16 protein-coding genes, 1 tRNA gene and 2 pseudogenes are annotated in these 16,501 nt (G+C 68.8%); 9 read left to right on the top strand and 10 right to left on the bottom strand.

Features of this window, described 5'->3' with window-relative positions; all coding sequences use genetic code 11:
- Positions 1–2: 2 nt before the first annotated feature.
- The gene (locus tag ACIBM5_RS10710) at positions 3–1,154 is read right to left on the bottom strand and encodes a P450-derived glycosyltransferase activator (protein WP_396006496.1); all 1,152 of its coding nucleotides are present in this window, start codon (positions 1,152–1,154) and stop codon (positions 3–5) included.
- Between the two features lie 164 nt (positions 1,155–1,318).
- Between ACIBM5_RS10710 and ACIBM5_RS10705 the strand changes: the two genes are divergently transcribed.
- Entirely contained in the window at positions 1,319–2,497 is a 1,179-nt protein-coding gene (locus ACIBM5_RS10705; protein WP_396006495.1) for a hypothetical protein, read from the top strand.
- Positions 2,498–2,720: 223 nt separating this feature from the next.
- Here ACIBM5_RS10705 and ACIBM5_RS10700 read toward each other — a convergent pair whose 3' ends face one another.
- The 6 genes from ACIBM5_RS10700 to ACIBM5_RS10675 form a co-directional block, all read right to left on the bottom strand.
- Complete coding sequence (locus ACIBM5_RS10700) at positions 2,721–2,978, bottom strand: acyl carrier protein (RefSeq protein ID WP_078975341.1); 258 nt, start codon at positions 2,976–2,978, stop codon at positions 2,721–2,723.
- A 21-nt stretch (positions 2,979–2,999) separates the two neighbouring features.
- A complete protein-coding gene (locus tag ACIBM5_RS10695; RefSeq protein ID WP_396006494.1) occupies positions 3,000–4,223 on the bottom strand; it encodes a ketosynthase chain-length factor in 1,224 nt (407 codons plus the stop codon).
- Positions 4,220–5,488 (bottom strand): beta-ketoacyl-[acyl-carrier-protein] synthase family protein, encoded by a 1,269-nt coding sequence (locus ACIBM5_RS10690; protein ID WP_396006493.1) that lies wholly within the window; start codon positions 5,486–5,488, stop codon positions 4,220–4,222. Before ACIBM5_RS10690 ends, ACIBM5_RS10695 begins: the two co-directional genes overlap by 4 nt.
- Positions 5,489–5,585: 97 nt before the next feature.
- Positions 5,586–5,921, bottom strand: coding sequence for an antibiotic biosynthesis monooxygenase (locus ACIBM5_RS10685; protein WP_078979214.1), 336 nt, complete (start codon positions 5,919–5,921; stop codon positions 5,586–5,588).
- 170 nt (positions 5,922–6,091) lie between these two features.
- Positions 6,092–6,859 carry an SDR family NAD(P)-dependent oxidoreductase gene (locus ACIBM5_RS10680; RefSeq protein WP_396006492.1) on the bottom strand — a complete coding sequence of 256 codons (768 nt, stop codon included), beginning with the start codon at positions 6,857–6,859 and terminating at the stop codon, positions 6,092–6,094.
- 41 nt (positions 6,860–6,900) lie between these two features.
- On the bottom strand, positions 6,901–7,338 hold the full coding sequence (locus tag ACIBM5_RS10675) for a nuclear transport factor 2 family protein (protein WP_235618530.1): 438 nt from the start codon (positions 7,336–7,338) through the stop codon (positions 6,901–6,903).
- A gap of 172 nt (positions 7,339–7,510) precedes the next feature.
- Between ACIBM5_RS10675 and ACIBM5_RS10670 the strand changes: the two genes are divergently transcribed.
- The 3 genes from ACIBM5_RS10670 to ACIBM5_RS10660 all read left to right on the top strand — a co-directional run bounded on the left by ACIBM5_RS10670 (position 7,511) and on the right by ACIBM5_RS10660 (position 9,954).
- Entirely contained in the window at positions 7,511–8,290 is a 780-nt protein-coding gene (locus ACIBM5_RS10670; protein ID WP_396006491.1) for a cyclase family protein, read from the top strand.
- Positions 8,291–8,355: 65 nt separating this feature from the next.
- Positions 8,356–8,916 carry a hypothetical protein gene (locus ACIBM5_RS10665; RefSeq protein ID WP_396006490.1) on the top strand — a complete coding sequence of 187 codons (561 nt, stop codon included), beginning with the start codon at positions 8,356–8,358 and terminating at the stop codon, positions 8,914–8,916.
- A gap of 189 nt (positions 8,917–9,105) precedes the next feature.
- A complete protein-coding gene (locus tag ACIBM5_RS10660) occupies positions 9,106–9,954 on the top strand; it encodes a BTAD domain-containing putative transcriptional regulator (RefSeq protein WP_396006489.1) in 849 nt (282 codons plus the stop codon).
- A 121-nt stretch (positions 9,955–10,075) separates the two neighbouring features.
- On the opposite strand, the gene ACIBM5_RS10655 is transcribed toward ACIBM5_RS10660, so the two are convergent.
- The 3 genes from ACIBM5_RS10655 to ACIBM5_RS10645 all read right to left on the bottom strand — a co-directional run bounded on the left by ACIBM5_RS10655 (position 10,076) and on the right by ACIBM5_RS10645 (position 12,372).
- Positions 10,076–10,669 carry a DNA-binding response regulator gene (locus tag ACIBM5_RS10655; RefSeq protein WP_396006488.1) on the bottom strand — a complete coding sequence of 198 codons (594 nt, stop codon included), beginning with the start codon at positions 10,667–10,669 and terminating at the stop codon, positions 10,076–10,078.
- Positions 10,670–11,209: 540 nt separating this feature from the next.
- Entirely contained in the window at positions 11,210–11,977 is a 768-nt protein-coding gene (locus tag ACIBM5_RS10650; protein WP_078975348.1) for a TylF/MycF family methyltransferase, read from the bottom strand.
- Between the two features lie 311 nt (positions 11,978–12,288).
- Positions 12,289–12,372 (bottom strand) — tRNA-Leu (locus tag ACIBM5_RS10645).
- A gap of 190 nt (positions 12,373–12,562) precedes the next feature.
- Here ACIBM5_RS10645 and ACIBM5_RS10640 point away from each other — a divergent pair.
- The 5 genes and pseudogenes from ACIBM5_RS10640 to ACIBM5_RS10620 all read left to right on the top strand — a co-directional run bounded on the left by ACIBM5_RS10640 (position 12,563) and on the right by ACIBM5_RS10620 (position 16,466).
- The gene (locus ACIBM5_RS10640; protein ID WP_396006487.1) at positions 12,563–12,736 is read left to right on the top strand and encodes a hypothetical protein; all 174 of its coding nucleotides are present in this window, start codon (positions 12,563–12,565) and stop codon (positions 12,734–12,736) included.
- Complete coding sequence (locus tag ACIBM5_RS10635) at positions 12,733–13,389, top strand: hypothetical protein (protein ID WP_396006486.1); 657 nt, start codon at positions 12,733–12,735, stop codon at positions 13,387–13,389. Before ACIBM5_RS10640 ends, ACIBM5_RS10635 begins: the two co-directional genes overlap by 4 nt.
- Before the next feature lie 118 nt (positions 13,390–13,507).
- A pseudogene (locus tag ACIBM5_RS10630) lies at positions 13,508–13,843 on the top strand (FAD-dependent oxidoreductase); the annotation flags it as partial.
- 441 nt (positions 13,844–14,284) lie between these two features.
- A pseudogene (locus ACIBM5_RS10625) lies at positions 14,285–15,037 on the top strand (NAD(P)-binding domain-containing protein); the annotation flags it as partial.
- Positions 15,038–15,332: 295 nt separating this feature from the next.
- Positions 15,333–16,466, top strand: coding sequence for a terpene cyclase (locus tag ACIBM5_RS10620; RefSeq protein WP_396006485.1), 1,134 nt, complete (start codon positions 15,333–15,335; stop codon positions 16,464–16,466).
- Positions 16,467–16,501 lie beyond the last annotated feature (35 nt).

The following is a 16,501-nucleotide window of genomic DNA, read 5'->3' as shown; positions in this document are numbered from 1 at the left end:
TCTCAGCAGGCGACCGGAAACCGCACGATGCCCTGGGTGACCGGGGCCCGCAGGCGTCGCACCACGGGTCCGGCCCGGCGCACGGCCGGCAGCCGAGCGGCCAGCACCCGCAACACCGCCACCGCCGAGGCCCGCACCAGCGGTGCGACGACCGCGAAGGGCGGCCCGCCGGACAGGGAGAGATGGTCGGCGACGGCTTCCCGTCGCAGATCGAAGTGCCCGGGGTCACGGTGCAGTTCGGGATCGGTGTGCGCCGCTTCGAGGCACACCACGACCTCGCTGCCCGCGGTGATCGCCCGCCCGGCGAGTTCCAGATCCTCGTTCGCGATCCGACTGTCCAGCCGCACCGGCGGATCGAGCCGCAACGACTCCTCCACCGCGCTGTGCGCCCACGTCGGGTCGGCGCACACAAGCCGCCACCGGTCCGGTCGGTCGAGCAGCGCGAGCATCGTGTTCGCGAGCACGTTCGCCGTCGTCTCCAAGCCCACCACGGAGGCCGTCATCGCGAAGGCGAGCAGTTCCTCGTCCGGACCGGTCGACCGGGCCGGCAGGGAGCGAAGGCCCTCGACCGCCTCGATCAGCGCCCGGGCCCGCGGGAGTGTCGGCGGGCACAACACGGCGTCCAAGGCCGTCGCCGCCGAATCGCACCACCGGCCGAACGCCGCGCGCTCCGCCGAGGGCACGGCGAAGACCTCGCCGACCACGCCGACCAGGACCGGGCGCACCAGATCGGCTACCAGGTCGAAGGAATCGCCGAGCCGGCCGAGCACCGCCGCGCACCGACGCTCGGCGATACTCGCCCACCGGTCGGGATCGGCCGACTCCCACGCCGGAACGAACCCGACCGCGGGAAGAGCGGAAAACACCTCGCCCGGCCCCGGCCCGCCCGCCCAGGGGCCGTGCAGGACGCGGGAAACCAGCCGCGGATCACCGAGGATCTCCCTGCCGAGCGCGTAGTTCCCGCTCACCCACGCGCCGGAGTGACTGCGGTAGAGCGGCCCGAGCTCGCGGATCCGCGCGGTCGTCGTCGCGCGGTCGTCGTCCTCCGCGCGGATCAGCACGGCGTAGGGGTCCCCGCCGTGTGCGTACAGCCATTGCATACCCCGCTCCGTCAGAAGGGACCGGCCGAGTTCACTGTCCGTCCGTATCGCCACTCCCCCACCGTGGACCGCGGCCCTCGAATCGTCCTCGGGACGCCCTCGAACAGTCCGAGGTGATCAAGCACCCCTTGAGCGGCGTCCGAGGAATCGGGCCTAGCGTCCCGAGTGACCCTAAGCGCGCCGTTATGCCCGGACGACTATCTCCAGGGGAGTGAGCCATGAAGCCGATCATGGACGACCACCAACTGAGCGAGCTGATCACCGCGGCCGACCTACCACCGGCCGACACGGACGCCGCGATCGCGGAACTGGGCGCCGCGGCAGTCGCCGAGGCTCTGTTGAGCGAGATATCGGCTCGGACCCGGCTGCTTCCCGAGCCCATCGAGAAGACGACGGTGCAATTGGATCTCGGGTTCGACAACGAGCGGTTGCACTACCTGTTCACCCTCGGCGCGGGCACGTGCGAGGTCGAGGCGGGCCGGGCACCACGACCGCCGGTGACCTACCGGCAGGATCTGTCGGAGCTGCTCCGTGCGGTGTTCTCTCCGGGCCGTCACGACGGCACCCGCGAGCTGGTGATCGCGGATTCGACCGAGCCGCACGGCCTTGCCGCCGACGACCCGTGGCTGCGGCAACGGCGGTCCGCCGTACTGGCCGCCCATCAGCTCGTGGAGGCGATCTCTCGGCGGTTCACCGACCTCACCGAACTCGCGGTGCGCTTCGACGCGGACAAGTGGGGCGGGCACTGGTACACCCCGCACTACCAGCACTACCTCGAACCGTTGCGGGACCGGCGGGTGAAGGTGCTGGAAATCGGGGTCGGGGGGTACAACGACCCGAATCTCGGCGGCGCGTCGCTGCGCATGTGGAAGCACTACTTCTGGCGGGGCCGGATCTACGGACTCGACATCTACCCCAAGTCCGGCATCCCCGAGCCCCGGCTGCAGACCGTGCAGGGCGACCAGGGCGACGCCGAGTTCCTGGCCGGGTTCGCCCGCGAACACGGTCCGTTCGACGTGGTGATCGACGACGGCAGCCACTTCAGCGAGCACGTGCTCACCTCGTTCGCACAGCTCTTCCCGCATGTGCGGCCGGGCGGGCGGTACATCATCGAGGACACCCAGTCGTCCTACTGGCCGGGTTGGGGCGGAAGCACCGACTTGGACTCGACCACCACCTCGATGGGATTCGTCAAGAAGCTGCTCGACGGGCTCAACCATCAGGAGCAGATCCGCCCGGCGGATCGTGCGCCCTCGGCGACCGAGCTGACGGTGACCGGCGTCCACGTGCACCACAACGTCGTCGTGCTCGACAAGGGCGTCAACACCGAGCAGGGCCCGCCGTCGTGGATTCCGCGCACCGAAGACCCTCGGCTGTGGTACGCGGGCGAGTCCTGACCCGGTCGACACCCGGCGCGACCGGCCGGCCTCCATGCCCGGCTCGCATTGCGCACCAAGGCGCCGCCACCCTCGTCGAGGGTGGCGGCGCCTTGGTGATCGGCCTCGGGCGGTTCGGTCTCGGGGCTGTTCGGCCCGCGCTGTTCGGCCTCGGGCCGCTCACGCTCGGGCTGTTCGCACCGGGGAGTCGTACGAGCCCGCCGCAGGACGGCGCGCACCCTCGCTACGCGGTCTCCGCGAGCGATCGGTTCACCAGGTGCAGCAGCACACGCGGGCTGGTGGCCTCGGCCACTTCCTCGTCGGACAACACCACGCCGTACCGGATCTGGATCCGGGACGCGGTCTCCAGCATCGCGATCGAGTCGTATCCCAGCTCGCCGAACTCCGCGTCCAGGATGTCCCCGTCCAGGTTCGAGGTCTCGTCCTCACCCGCGCATTCCCGAAGGATCGTGACCAGGTCGGTCAGCCTCAACTCACTCATTTCGTCCGTCTCCCATCGTCTTCAGCCGGCACTCTTTCGCCTCGTCACCACCATGGCGGCGTTGAATCCGCCGTAACCACGCGCCACCACGAGCACGGCCGAGGCGGCCGTGGGCCGCGGCTCGGTCACCAGGTCGAGTTCGTACTCCGGGACCGGACGGGACACGTTCACCGTGGGCGGGATCTCCCCGTGGCGCATCGTCAGCAGGGCGGTGGCCAGGTCGAGGGCGGCTCCGCCGGCACCGAGCCTCCCCGTCATCGTCTTGGGCACGGTGACCGGCACGCCGTGCGGCCCGAACACCGCGCGCAGCGCATCCGCCTCCACGCGGTCGAGTTCGGGCAGGCCCGAGCCGTCGGCGAACACCACGTCGATCTCGTCCGCCCCGATGTTCGCGTCGGCGAGGGCGAGTTCGATGGCCCGGCGCAGCGTCGACGGCCGGTCGGAATCCGGCGGCGGGTCGAACGTGGCGGCGTACCCGCCGATTTCGCCGTGCCACGAGGTCACGCCCCGGTCCCGTGCGGCTTCCTCGGCCTCCAGCACGAACAGTGCGCCGCCGTCGCCCGGCACGTACCCCGCGGCGTCGACATCGAAGGGCAGGTACGCGCGCAGCGGATCCTCGGAGGTGCTGATCCGGCCGCCGGCAAGGTGCGCCACCCAGCCCCACGGACACGGCGAGCCGTCGACCGCGCCGCAGACCATCGCCGCCGTACCGTCGCGGACCCGTCGCCGGGCCTGCGCGATCGCGTCGAGACCGCCGGCCTGTTCGGTCACCAGGACACCACTCGGGCCGCGCAGTCCCTCACGGATCGAGATCTGGCCGGTGTTCACCGCGTAGAACCACGCGAACGACTGGTAGGCGCTGACGTGCTCCGGTCCCTTGCGCCACAGCTTGTCCAGTTCGCGGTGGCCGAACTCGAAACCGCCGGCCGAACCGGCCGTCACGACACCCATGCCGAACTCCGGGAGGGACGCGACCTCCACCGCCGCGTCCCGCAGCGCCCAATCGGCGGCCACCAGGGAAAGTTGGGTCATGCGATCGGTCTGCGGAAGCAGTCGCTTGGTCAGGTGCTCGGCGGGCACGAACCCGCTGATCTCACCCGCCAGCGTGCTGGAATAGCGTTGCGGGTCGAAGGCGGTGATCCGGCCGATCGCGGCCTCCCCGCGCATCGTGCGGGCCCAGTGTTGTCGGGTCCCCAGACCCGTCGGCGCCACCACGCCCATCCCGGTCACCACGGCCACCGTCATGACGGGTTCCGTTCCGGGTTGCGCAGCACCATCGCGCTCTGGAACCCACCGAATCCACTGCCCACGGTGAGCACGGTGTCCACCCGCTGGTCCCGTGCTTCGAGGGGAACGTAGTCCAGGTCGCATTGCGGATCCGGCTCGTGCAGGTTGGCGGTGGGTGGCACCATCGAGTGCTCCATCGCGAGTGCGCACGCGGCGATTTCGAGCGAGCCGATGGCACCCAGCGAATGGCCGATCATCGACTTGATGGAGCTGACCGGCGTCGAGTACGCGTGTTCGCCGAGACTGCGCTTGAACGCGGCCGTCTCGTGGCGGTCGTTCTGGATGGTGCCCGAGCCGTGGGCGTTGATGTAGTCGATGTCCTCCGGCCTCGTCTCGGCCTGGGCCATGGCGATCCGAATGGCCTCGGCCATTTCCTTGCCGTCCGGCCGCAGACCGGTCATGTGGAAGGCATTGCTGCGCGAGGCGAACCCGGCGATCTCGGCATACAGGTGGGCGCCTCGCCGGCGTGCGTGGTCGATGTCCTCCAGTACGAACATCGCCGTCCCTTCGCCGAGCACGAACCCGTTCCTGGTCCGGTCGAACGGTCGCGACGCGGTGGCCGGATCGTCGTTTCTCGGCGTGGTCGCCTTGATCGCGTCGAAGCACGCCATGGTGATCGGGGAGATCGGCGCGTCGGTCGCGCCCGCGATCATCACGTCCGCGGCCCCGTCCGCGATCAATTCCACGGCCTGCCCGACCGAGTCCAGACCCGACGTGCATCCGGTGGAGATCGTCGCCACCGGACCCTCCGCCGCGACCTCCCAGGCGACCTCGGCCGCGATGGAGCTCGGCACGAAGTAGTTGAACAGGTGCGGCACGGCGTACTTCTGGTCGACCTCCCACGCGCGACCGCCGTCGCTGACGACCACGTACTCCTCCTCCAGGCCCATCGTGCAGCCCACCGCGCTGCCGACGGTCACGCCGATCCGCGCGGGATCGAGCAGTCCCAGATCCAAGCCGCTGTCGGCCAACGACTCCCGGGCGCTGACGACCGCCAGTTGCGCGGCCCGGTCCATCCGCCGGATCTGTTGCGGAGAAAGCCCCTCGGCCGCCGGATCGAAGGCGCACTCGGCGGCGACCTGCGACCGGAAAGGGGCGGGATCGAAGAACGTGATCCGCCGGGTCATGGTGCGCCCCGAAGAAATCACATCCAGGAATCTTTTGGTACCGGTGCCGCCCGGTGCAACGACTCCGATTCCGGTCATTACGACACGACGCTTCATTTCTGATCGCCCTCACAACACGCTCGGCGTATGGCCTCGGCTTTCGGGACCGTCCCCGCCGCGGATCCGGCGGCCCGGCGGACCCGCGGCGGGGATTTCACTTCACCGAGAAGGCTTGCCGCGGGGCGTACAGGTTGCCCTCGTTCGTCGATCGGGCCCGGATCTCCTTGGCATGCGACTGGAAACCCGGATGTGCGACGGCGTTCCGCCAGGACTCGACGTCCGTCCACAGGGCGATGTTGACGTACCGATCCTGTTTATCCTCGTCGACGTGCCGAGAGAGGGAGTACGAGATGAAGCCCGGCTGGGCGGCCATGAACTCGGATATCTCGACGAACACCTTCTCGAACTCCTCCGGCGGGCAGTGCACCGTGAAAGTGTTGACGAAAGTGATCACACCGCTGCCGGTGGCATCGTAGTTGTCGCTCGACATGTGCAGGACTCCTCGACATTCGGATGGAATCGACATTCGTACCGGTGGCACCAACGTTGCCCCGCATCTCTCGCAAGCGGGTCGACGTTGACTCGACTGCTCGAAGCCGGCGTGCGGACGAACCGATCCACACGTGGCCCGACGCTTTTCGGACGATGCTCGCGACTTTTTCAGACGATGCTCGCGCCGCCGTCGACGGCGAATATCGTGCCGGTCGCGAAGGAGGCTTCCGGCTCGGCGAGTTGACGTACCCACCAGGCGATCTCCTCGGGTCGCCCGACTCGGCCGAGCGGGGTGCGCGGTTTCATCCCTTCCAGAAATTCCGCGTACTCCGCCGGCGTGGAACCCATGCGCAGACCCATGCCCGTGTCGATCACCCCGGGAGCGACGGCCACGACGCGAATACCGCGCGGCGCGAGTTCGACGGCCCAGGTTCTGGTGAGGAAGTCGATGGCGACCTTGCCGGCGCCGTAGAGCGAGAAGTACGGCCACGCGCGGCGCCCGAGCGAGCCGGCGCTGCTGAGGTTCACCACCGTGCCGCGGGTCTCCGCAAGCGCGTCGAGTGCCCGCCGGGTGAGGAGGATCGGCGCACACAGGTTCACTTCGAACTGTTCCCGGGCCGTCGCCGCATCGATCTTCTCCAACGGCGCCGGAACGGCGATCGAGGCGTTGTTCACCAACACGTCGATCCGCTCGAACGTATTCAGCGCCGTACTCACGATCGACTCGGCGGCATCCGGATCGGTGATGTCGACGGACAGGGTATGGATATTCGGGTATCCCCGGGCGGTCTCTGCGAGCGTGTCCTCGCTGCGGCCCACCACGAGAACCCGGTCGTGGTGTTCGGCGAATGCCCGTGCGGTGGCCCGACCGATACCGGTGCCACCGCCGGTGACGATCACGCCGCGCGGAGAGGTGCTCTTCTTGGAATCGATCACGTCACGAAAGGTAGATACCGCCGCTAGAGCCGGAGTCGATTTCAGCTGCAGTCGTCGCGGGTCACCACGCGCTCGCGCACCTTGAGTTCGCCGTCCTCACGCACCAGCACGTCCTCGCATACGCACATGGCGTGCAGGACGGACTCACCGCCCCGGGTCCGGACCACCTGTACATAGGCACGGACGAACAATCGACCGTCCGGCTGCGGTTCCACCGTCATCATCGTGTGACAACGCCGATAGCGCACCCCTTCCGCGCGCAACGTGTCCGCGGCTTCCCGCAAACGGGCACCGAGTTCCGCACGGCCGCGAATCGGCTCGGCGATCTTCGGCGGGGACAGCATGAAGGCTTCCTCGGCAAAGGTCAGTGCCGCCTCTTCCGCCCGGCCCTCGTCCATCAGCTGGATATGCCGGGCGTAGAACTGCTGCACTTCGGCGTAGATCTTTTCGAAATTCGGATGATCGATCCCTACGGACACGGTTCTCCTGCCTTCCGTCGCGGTACGGGTACGGCCTGCGTGTCCGCACGCTGCCACAGGCGGTTCGAACCTCACTCGAGTCGGCGTTACAGCGATGCTCCAACGCACCTCTAGCGACCGGCGGCAACATTTCGGGCGACGGTGCGTCCTGTCGAGACACCCGGAGGTGGCCGTGCGAATCATCGATCTTTCCTCGCCCGTGGATGCCGGGGGTTATGAGGCGGATCCCGTGGTGCACGAGGTACTCACGCCTCGGGAGGGTGCCCTGCACATGAGCGCGGAGATGCGCGAACATTTCGGGATCGAGTTCGACCCGGACGAATTGCCCGACGGCGAATTTCTCTCCCTGGACCGGATCACCCTCACCACTCACACCGGCACCCATGTCGACGCCCCTTCGCACTACGGGTCCGTGGCCGGCTACGGCACCGGGGTTCCGCGGCACATCCACGAGATGCCGGTGGAGTGGTTCTACGGTCGCGGCGTCGTGCTCGACCTGACCGACGCCGAGGTCGGAGCGGTCGGAGTCGCGCATCTGGAAAAGGAGTTCGCCCGAATCGACTACACGCCTGCCCCGAACGACATCGTGCTGCTGCACACCGGAGCCGACCAACGGGCGGGCACCCCCGCATATTTCACGGACTTCACCGGCCTCGACGGTCCGGCCGTACACCTGCTGCTCGATCTGGGGGTACGGGTGATCGGTACGGACGCGTTCAGCCTGGACGCTCCGTTCGGGAACATCATCGAGCGGTACCGCGAGACCGGTGACCGGTCGGTGTTGTGGCCGGCCCACGTCACCGGCCGCGACCGCGAGTACTGCCAGATCGAACGCCTGGCCAATCTCGGCGCGTTGCCCGAGCCGTACGGCTTCCTGGTGTCCTGCTTTCCGGTGAAGATCACCGGCGCGGGCGCCGGTTGGGCCAGGGCGGTCGCGATCATGGAGGACTGACGGCGGGCCGCCCGATGCGCACTACGCACGACTCTCCACCCGAACGACGACAAAGGATGATCGCCATGTCTCACACGGTTCGAAGCAGGATCACGACCGCCGTTCCGGCGGCCGTCCTGGCCGTCGCCCTGGGCGTATCGCTTCCCACTCCCGCGGCTGCCCACGGGGCGGAGGCTCCGCCCTCGTCCACCGGTTCGACGCCGATCGGGACCTGGGACGCCACCGTGACGTTGCCGGACAGCGGGCATCAGGCCACGTTTGCCTTCGCCGCCGGCGGTGTGGCCTGCATGAGCTTCGGCGGGCCCGGCGAATTCGGCGGCAGCGGCCTGGGCACGTGGTGGCGGACCGGGACGAACCGCTTCTCGTTCAAGATCCTGCACGACGTGCACGACCCGTCGGGCACCGTCGTCGGTTGGGTCGGTGTGAATCAGCAGGCCCTCCAGCAGGCGGACACGTTCACGGGTTCGGGTGTCTCGCAGCTCTTCGCCGCCGACGGGACCCAGACGGGCACCACGACGGCCCAGGTTTCGGCCACGCGCAGGAGCACGACGCACGCGGATTCCGGGCATTCACCCGCCACCGCGACCCGCCCCGCGAGCACCCCGCAATGCGGCGAAGGGACGTGATACTCATCATTTGGAGAGCATGACGATCTCACGAATCATCAGGTTCGAATTTCACATCGAGAGATGAAGGCGTCACTGTCGGCGGCGCTCGCTCTCGTGCCAGGGTTGGGTGACCGGAGATTGCACGCCTTACCCTGCCGGGGCAACCCCGTGAGCGGACAGGGGACTACCGAAAAGGAATTACCTGTCGTGCGGATCAAGATCCTGGGACCACTCGTCGCACAGGAAAACTCTGTTTCCCTGACCCCCAGTGCAAGCAAGCCAAGGCAGGTTCTTTCCCTGCTCGCCTTGAATGCAAACCGCGTGATCAGCGTCGCGACCCTCATCGAGGAGATATGGGGTGACAATCCACCCCGTAGCTCCGCGACGACTCTCCAGACCTACATATTCCAACTGCGCAGGAAGCTCGACGCGGCGCTGGCTCGGGAGCGTCGGCGGACGGCCAAGGACGTCATCGTCACGCGGCACGGCGGCTACCTTCTCCTCGCCGAGCCCGGAGATGTCGATGTCCACCGGTTCGAACGCCTCTCGAGCGAAGCCCGCGCGGCTGTCGATTCCGGTCACGACAGCCTCGCTTCGGACCTGTTCACCCAGGCACTGAGCCTGTGGAACGGGCCACCGCTGGTCGACGTGCAGGTCGGGCGGATCCTCGAACCGGAGGTCATGCGACTGACCGAGGCCCGGATCGGTGCGATGGAGGGACGCCTGACGGCCCGGCTCAGGATGGGGCGGCACGCCGAGCTGCTCAGCGAGCTGACCGCACTGACCGCGCAGTATCCGATGCACGAGAACCTGTGCGCCCAATTCATGATCGCCCTGCATCGTTCGGGCCGATCCTGGAACGCCCTGGAGAGCTACCGCAAACTACGGGACACGATGATCGAGGAGTTGGGTCTGGAACCCTCGCCTCGGTTGCGCCGCCTGCACCGGGCGGTGCTGGTGGGCGACCCCCTGCTGGATTCGTCCGAGGTGGCGGACGGGCTCGACTTCGAGCGGCACGCGATCGCCTGCTCGGTGCCGGTGCAATCCTGCTTGTAACCCTGTCGAGGAGGTCCGGCCCCGGTGGAACGGCACGCAGGCGGCCGGGCACCGGGGACGGGTGCCGGCGTCGCACACCCGCCCGAAATACCGTTGCACCGTGGGTTGCGGTCGGCACTCGTCACGGTAACCACCCGGCCTGGGAGGCGATTCTGATGGCATCCACCCGGTTCCTCGCATCGAGTTTGGTGACCACGCTGGTCAGATAGTTGCGGATGGTGCCCACCGAAAGGGACAGGGATCTGGCGATGTCGATCGACTCCGCTCCGCTGGCGAGCAGTCGCAGCACCTCCAACTCCCGGGCCGTCAGCGGTGTCCCGTCCGTGTCCAGTGCCCTCAACATGAGATCCGGGTTGAATATCCGTTCACCGGCCACCACCTTTCGGATCGTCTCCGCCAATTGGGCAGGTGGTTCATCATTGAGAATGAACCCCGAAACATGCGCCGAGAGCGCCTGTCGAAGGAGCCAGGGCCGGGCCTCCGACGCCAGCACCAGGGTGTGACATTCTGGTAATTTGCGATGTAATTCGGCGGCGACAGTCATCCCGTCGGCAGTCAGGATCGCCACATCCGGACGGCTGGCCATGGCGGTCCGGACAATCGCATCCTGGCGATCCACCTCGGCGACCAATTGCATGTCCGGTTCCAACCGGAGAAGTGCAGCCAGGGCACCTCGGATCATGTGCTTTTCTTCTGCGATCAGCACTCTAGGCAATTTCTTCCCCTTCGACCTGCCGCGACAATTCGTCGAGCATCATCGGACCGTGCCGCTGCCGACAGGGGATCGTGAGCTGCCTCGCCCGACGAGGTGCCCGTGAACCGGTATCGGAACATCGGCGACCGTCCGTCCATGGACGTCCTGTGACCGTCCGCAGCGCGCATCGGCTCGTGCCTCGGCGGTCACGCACACCGATGACGGAGCCTGCGGACTACGCCCGACTCGACCGACCGTGCACATCCGGCCTGCGGCCGGGGCACGGTCTCGGACTGTCGAGAGCGCAATGGGCAAAGTGGTCGACGACGCTGGACCCGATTCGAGACACCCCGTTGGTCATGCCCATGACGGTAATCGGCCCCGTCACCAGCGGGAAGACGTCCACAGGCAGGACAAGTTCACAGTCTGCGCGGTTTCCAACGCAATGGGTTATCTCTCTCCGGACGCCGTGCGCACGCGCCGGCCGGGCGCCGGCGGGGAACACGCAAGCAGGGGCCGGCAGCCGGGATCGGCCGCCGGCCCCTGTGGGCGCACATGCTGTCAGGCGTCGCGGCGCCAGAACACGCTGTGCTCGTCGATCGTTCGCACCGCGTCCTCGATACCGTTCCGCTCCCGGAAGTCGTCGACGGCCTTTCGACAGGCCGGCACGACGTAGTCGTCGATGATCACGAACCCGCCGGGGGACAGCTTGGGGTACAGGTGCTCCAGCGCGTCCATGGTGGACTCGTACAGGTCGCCGTCGAGCCGCATCACGGCCAGTGCCCGCACCGGCGCGTCCGGCAGTGTGTCCTTGAACCAGCCCGGCAGGAACCGGACTTGATCATCGAGAAGACCGTAGCGCTCGAAATTCCTCCGTACCGTTTCCAGCGAGACACCGAGCACTTCGTTGGCCTGGTGCAGCGCCATCTCCCGATCCAGGGGATGGCCGTCCGCGCCGGTGTCGGGGATGCCCTCGAAGGAATCGGCGACCCAGACCCGCCGGTCCGTGATGCCGTGCGCCTTCAGGAATCCGCGAGCGAAGATGCAGACGCCACCGCGCCACACACCGGTTTCGATGAAATCGCCGGGCACGCCGTCCTCGACGACCCGGTCCAGCACATGGCGCACATTGCGGATGCGTTTGAGCCCGACCATCGTGTGGGCGATGCTCGGCCAGTCCTGGCCGTTCTCGCGATGCTCGGGGTTGAAGCTCGTCTCGGGTACCCACTCGTTCGGGATGGGGGCGTCACCGTAGACGAGATTGGTGACCACCTTCTCCAGGAGGTCGAGATAGAGCTCTCCCTCGGACAGCTGCCCGTCCGGCTTCATGGGATGTCCTTCCTCGTGTCGACCGGCCCACGGCCGCCGACGGCGGCCCGCTTCCGTTGGTCACCGCCGGCAAACACGGCCAGTCGTCGCCATGCTTTCTCGCCGCAGCCATCCGCCGGATCGCCCCAAGCTCACAGACCCGCCTCGAACTCCTCTCGAACCCGCTTGGAGCGCGACCGAGGGCGGTCACCCGTCGATCGGCATCGGGCCTGCGCGAATACGCCCCGAAATGCCGAAATCCCGCCCCGACCTCAACGGTCGAAACGGGATCTCGTCGATTCATCCCAGGCCGTCTCGAGAACGACCATGTGTGTCCGAGGGGGGACTTGAACCCCCAAGCCCTTTCGGGCACTAGCACCTCAAGCTAGCGCGTCTGCCAATTCCGCCACCCGGACGAGTGGGCGCAGGGGCGAAGCCCTGCGTGCATCGCAAGGATAGCAAGGTTCCGGAGAGCTTTGCGACACGGTTACCTGTTGGTTGGTTTGGCGGGATCTCGTGGGCGTCTCGTCGGGATCAGGCGGGGGGTGTGGGTGCGGTTGTGGCGGGTGAACATCCTGAGAGGAGTCGATTCGGGAGGGGCATCCCATGCAGCTCGGCAGGCCGGTGGCGACGGGTGTGGTCGTGGAGCAGACGACGCGGATCGAGGAGGAGCGGGCGCGGGACGTGCCGGCGCCCGAGGCGAAGCAGGGTCGTGGGGGCGACGCGCGAGCCCCGGGGGCGCCTGCGGTGGAGGTGCCGTCGGGGGTCGCCGGGCGATGATCGGCCGGCGGCGGCTGCCCGAGGAGCGGCCGGGCGTCGCGCCCGTGGGGTTCAAGGTCGCGTCGCTGTTGTTGTCGGTGGACGGTGATCGGGCGGGCTTCGCCGGGGTGTCGATCGGGCGTGGTCAGGCGTACGACGTCGAGGCCGAGGCGCGGTGTGCGTACGGGCGGCGACATCGGCCGCCCGCGGCCCGCTGCGACTGCGGGTTCTACTGTCTGACCACCGAGGCGGACGCGCGCGGGCTGATGTGTGTCACCGAGTATCGGCACGCGGCGCTGCTGCGGGTGGACGTGCTCGGCAGCTATATCCGCTTCGAACGCGGCTTCCGGTACAGCAGACAGCGGGTCACCTCGGTGTGGGTCGGCGCCTGCGGGTGCGGCAACCCGGCCGAGTTGCTGGTCGACGCGGGTATGGGGGTCGTGGGCCGGCGCGGCCTGGTCGGCAGCTGTACCGGCTGTGCGGCCGGGCGCGTGGGCTTGTCGTTCGGGTCGTACGCGCGCCTGGCCGGGGTGCCGGTCGCCGCGGACGCCAACCCGTACGTGCGCGGCGAGTACGAACTCGTACCGCAGCTGGTCGCCGAGGTCACTTTGCTTCAGGCTCGGCTCGATCGCTGTCAGGAGCAGCTCGGCCGGCTGCTCGGGTCGGATTCCTGAGGGCGCGGCCGCGGGTGGGCATCGGGCACGAGTGGATCGGGATCACCATCGTGGTCGACGCCACGGGCTGAGCGGGAAGCATCTCAGGGGGCCGCCTGTTCTCGCTCGTGTGAGCGAGATGGTGAGTACGCGGGCTACATCGACTACGCGGGCCACATCGACCGGAACTGCGGGTGCGGGCGCGGCGGTCGGAGCGGCGGGTGCGGGCGCGGACCCCGTGGGCGCGGGCGGGGCGGACGCGGGCGGGGCCGCGGCGGGTGCGCCGCGCACCGGGGGCGGGGCGGGGCGTGAAACGCGGGCCGTCTCGGGGCCGGCCGTCGACTCGCCGGTGCACGAGGGCGTCCTGGACGTCGTGGTGATCGGTGCCGGCCAGGCCGGCCTCTCCGCGGCCTACCACCTGCGCCGTTCCGGCCTGTCCTTCGTCGTGTTGGACGCCGACGAGGGGCCGGGCGGGGCCTGGCGGCACCGGTGGCCCACGCTGCTGATGGAGGCCGTGCACGGGATCCACGAGCTGCCGGGCCTGCCGGTTCCGCGCATCGACCCGGCGCGGCCCGCGTTCGAGGCGCTGCCGGAGTACTTCGCGACCTACGAGCGCGCCTTCGACCTGGACGTCGTGCGTCCGGTCGCGGTGCGGGCCGTGCACTCGATGCGGGGCGGTTCGATACGGGCGGCATCGATGCGGGGCTCATCGATGCCGGGGGCTTCGACGGCGGGCGCTTCGACGGCGAGCAGTGCTTCGATGCAGGGCGCTTCGATGGCGGGCGGCGCTTCGATGCAGGGCGCTTCGGCTCCGACGTCTTCGGCACCGACCGCTTCGACGCCGTCGGCTCGCCCGCCCCGTCCGAACAGCGCCGACTCCCCCGCCGGCCGGGCGCACGATCCGAGCACGGCCGAGGGCGACCCCGCCGACCTGCTGGTCGTCGAGACCGACCGCGGCACGTGGATCGCCCGCGCGCTGATCAACGCCACCGGGACGTGGCGTCACCCGTTCGTGCCCTACTACCCGGGGGCCGCCGAGTTCCGCGGCCGGCAGTTGCACACGGCGGACTATCGCGGGCCGGCCGAGTTCGCGGGGCAACACGTGGTCGTGGTGGGCGGTGGTACGTCCGCCATTCACGCGCTCGCCGAGATCGCCGAGGTCGGCACCACGACCTGGGTCACCCGCCGGCCGCCGGTGTTCCGGGACGGCGAGTTCAGTGCCGAGGTCGGGCGGTCCGTGGTCGCCCGGGTGGAGGAGCGGGTCCGGGCGGGGCTGCCGCCGGAGAGCGTGGTGGCGGTGACCGGTCTGCCGCCCACGGCCGCGGTGCGCGCCGCGCGAGAGCACGGGGTGCTGACGCGACTGCCGATCTTCGATCGGATCACCGCTCTCGGTGTCGCGTGGACCGACGGCTCCTCGGTACGCGCCGACGCCATCCTGTGGGCGACCGGATTCCGCGCGGCACTGCGGCACTTGGCGCCGCTGGACCTGCGCGAGCCCGGCGGCGGAATCCGGATGGAGGGTACACACACCGCGCGTGACCCGCGCATCCACCTTGTGGGGTACGGTCCTTCGGCGAGCACGATCGGTGCCAATCGGGCCGGTCGCGCTGCCGTGCACGATCTGAAAGCACTGCTCTCCACCAAGAGCACCGCTCACTTCGCGGCCTGACCCGGGCCCGTCCGCAAGCCCCGTGCCCGCAGCGCACGGCTCACGCACGCACACACAGGCACCACCGCATCGAGGCATCACCGCACACACATCACCGCCATACGCACCACCGCACGTGTCCGCGCGCGATGCAACGCACGTTCCCGTGCACGCGGACCGCACCACGATTCACCGCACGTCCCCGTAAAACACGCATCACCGTACGTGTCGAAGCGCCCGTCGACGTCACTCTCCGCACATGCAAAGGATCTTGCGCCGGCGACGCCGATGCGGCATAACAATGATCACGCAACGGGTGGGAGACCAGGTGCCGCAGGATGTGCTGTTCTCGATTCCGTTCGAGGCTCCGATCAGTCCGTACCTGGACGACGCCCGGAGCCGCCATCTCGACTGGGTCCGCGACCGCGGCCTGATCCGCACCGACGCGGGTCTGCGCGAATACACCTCCTGGGACCTGCCGGAGGCGGTCGGCCGCACCTACCCGCACGCCTCGGCCGACGACCAGTACATGTTGATGAACTGGTTCTCGCTGGCCTTCCTGTTCGACGACGACTGCGACGCCGACCCGGACGCCGACGCCCGCACCCGAGCCGACGCCGGCACCGACGCCACTCCCGGCAGCACCGCCGGCGCCCGCCCCCGCATCCCCGAACGCCCGGACCGGGTCGCCGAGATCGCCCGCGAACTGATCACCATCCCGTTCCGCGAGCCCGGCACCCCGCCCGATCTGGTCTCCCCGATCACCCTGGCCTGGTCCGAGGTCTGGGCCTCGATGTCCGACGGCACCTCGGTCACCTGGCAGAACCGCTTCGCGGCCAACTGGGCCCGGTTCCTTGCCTCGCACGCCTCGGAATTGCGGATGAGCACCTCGCGCGCCGTCCCCGATCTGGACAGCTATCGCGTGATGCGCCGCAACACCGCCGGCATCCCGCACTCCCTCGATGCGATCGAACGCAGCCGCAGGTTCGAGGTACCCGCCCAGATCCAGGCACACCCGCTGATGCGCCGACTGCGCGAGGCCGCCACCGACACCATCGCGTACATCAACGACATCCAGTCGCCGGGGCGTCGGGGCCGCCGGGTCGCCTCGCACAACCTGGTCATGGTCCTGCGCGACCGCCTCGACTGCTCGTACGACACCGCGCTGCGCGAGGCGACCAGGATGACGTACGAGCAACTCGACACGTTCATGACCCTCCAGGCCTACATGCCGCAGATCTGCGGCGAACTCGGCCTGGGCACAACCGAACGCACGGCCGTGGAGATGAGCGTCGAGGGGATGCGCAACTGGATCCGCGGCTACTACGACTGGGGCCTGCGCTCCGGCCCCTACACCGCGCCGGACGTGATCCCGGACGAACCCGCACACGGCTACGCCGAGGACGCACAGCACCCCGCGACCGCACACCTGCGCACCCGCTCGGCCTGACCCGCCGTCACCGACCCTGCTCGCACGGCCGTTTC

The sequence above is a fragment of the Embleya sp. NPDC050493 genome (assembly GCF_044458105.1).
Lineage (GTDB): Bacteria > Actinomycetota > Actinomycetes > Streptomycetales > Streptomycetaceae > Embleya.
Note: the sequence above shows the minus strand (reverse complement) of the source record. Positions and strands in the feature narration are given on the sequence as shown.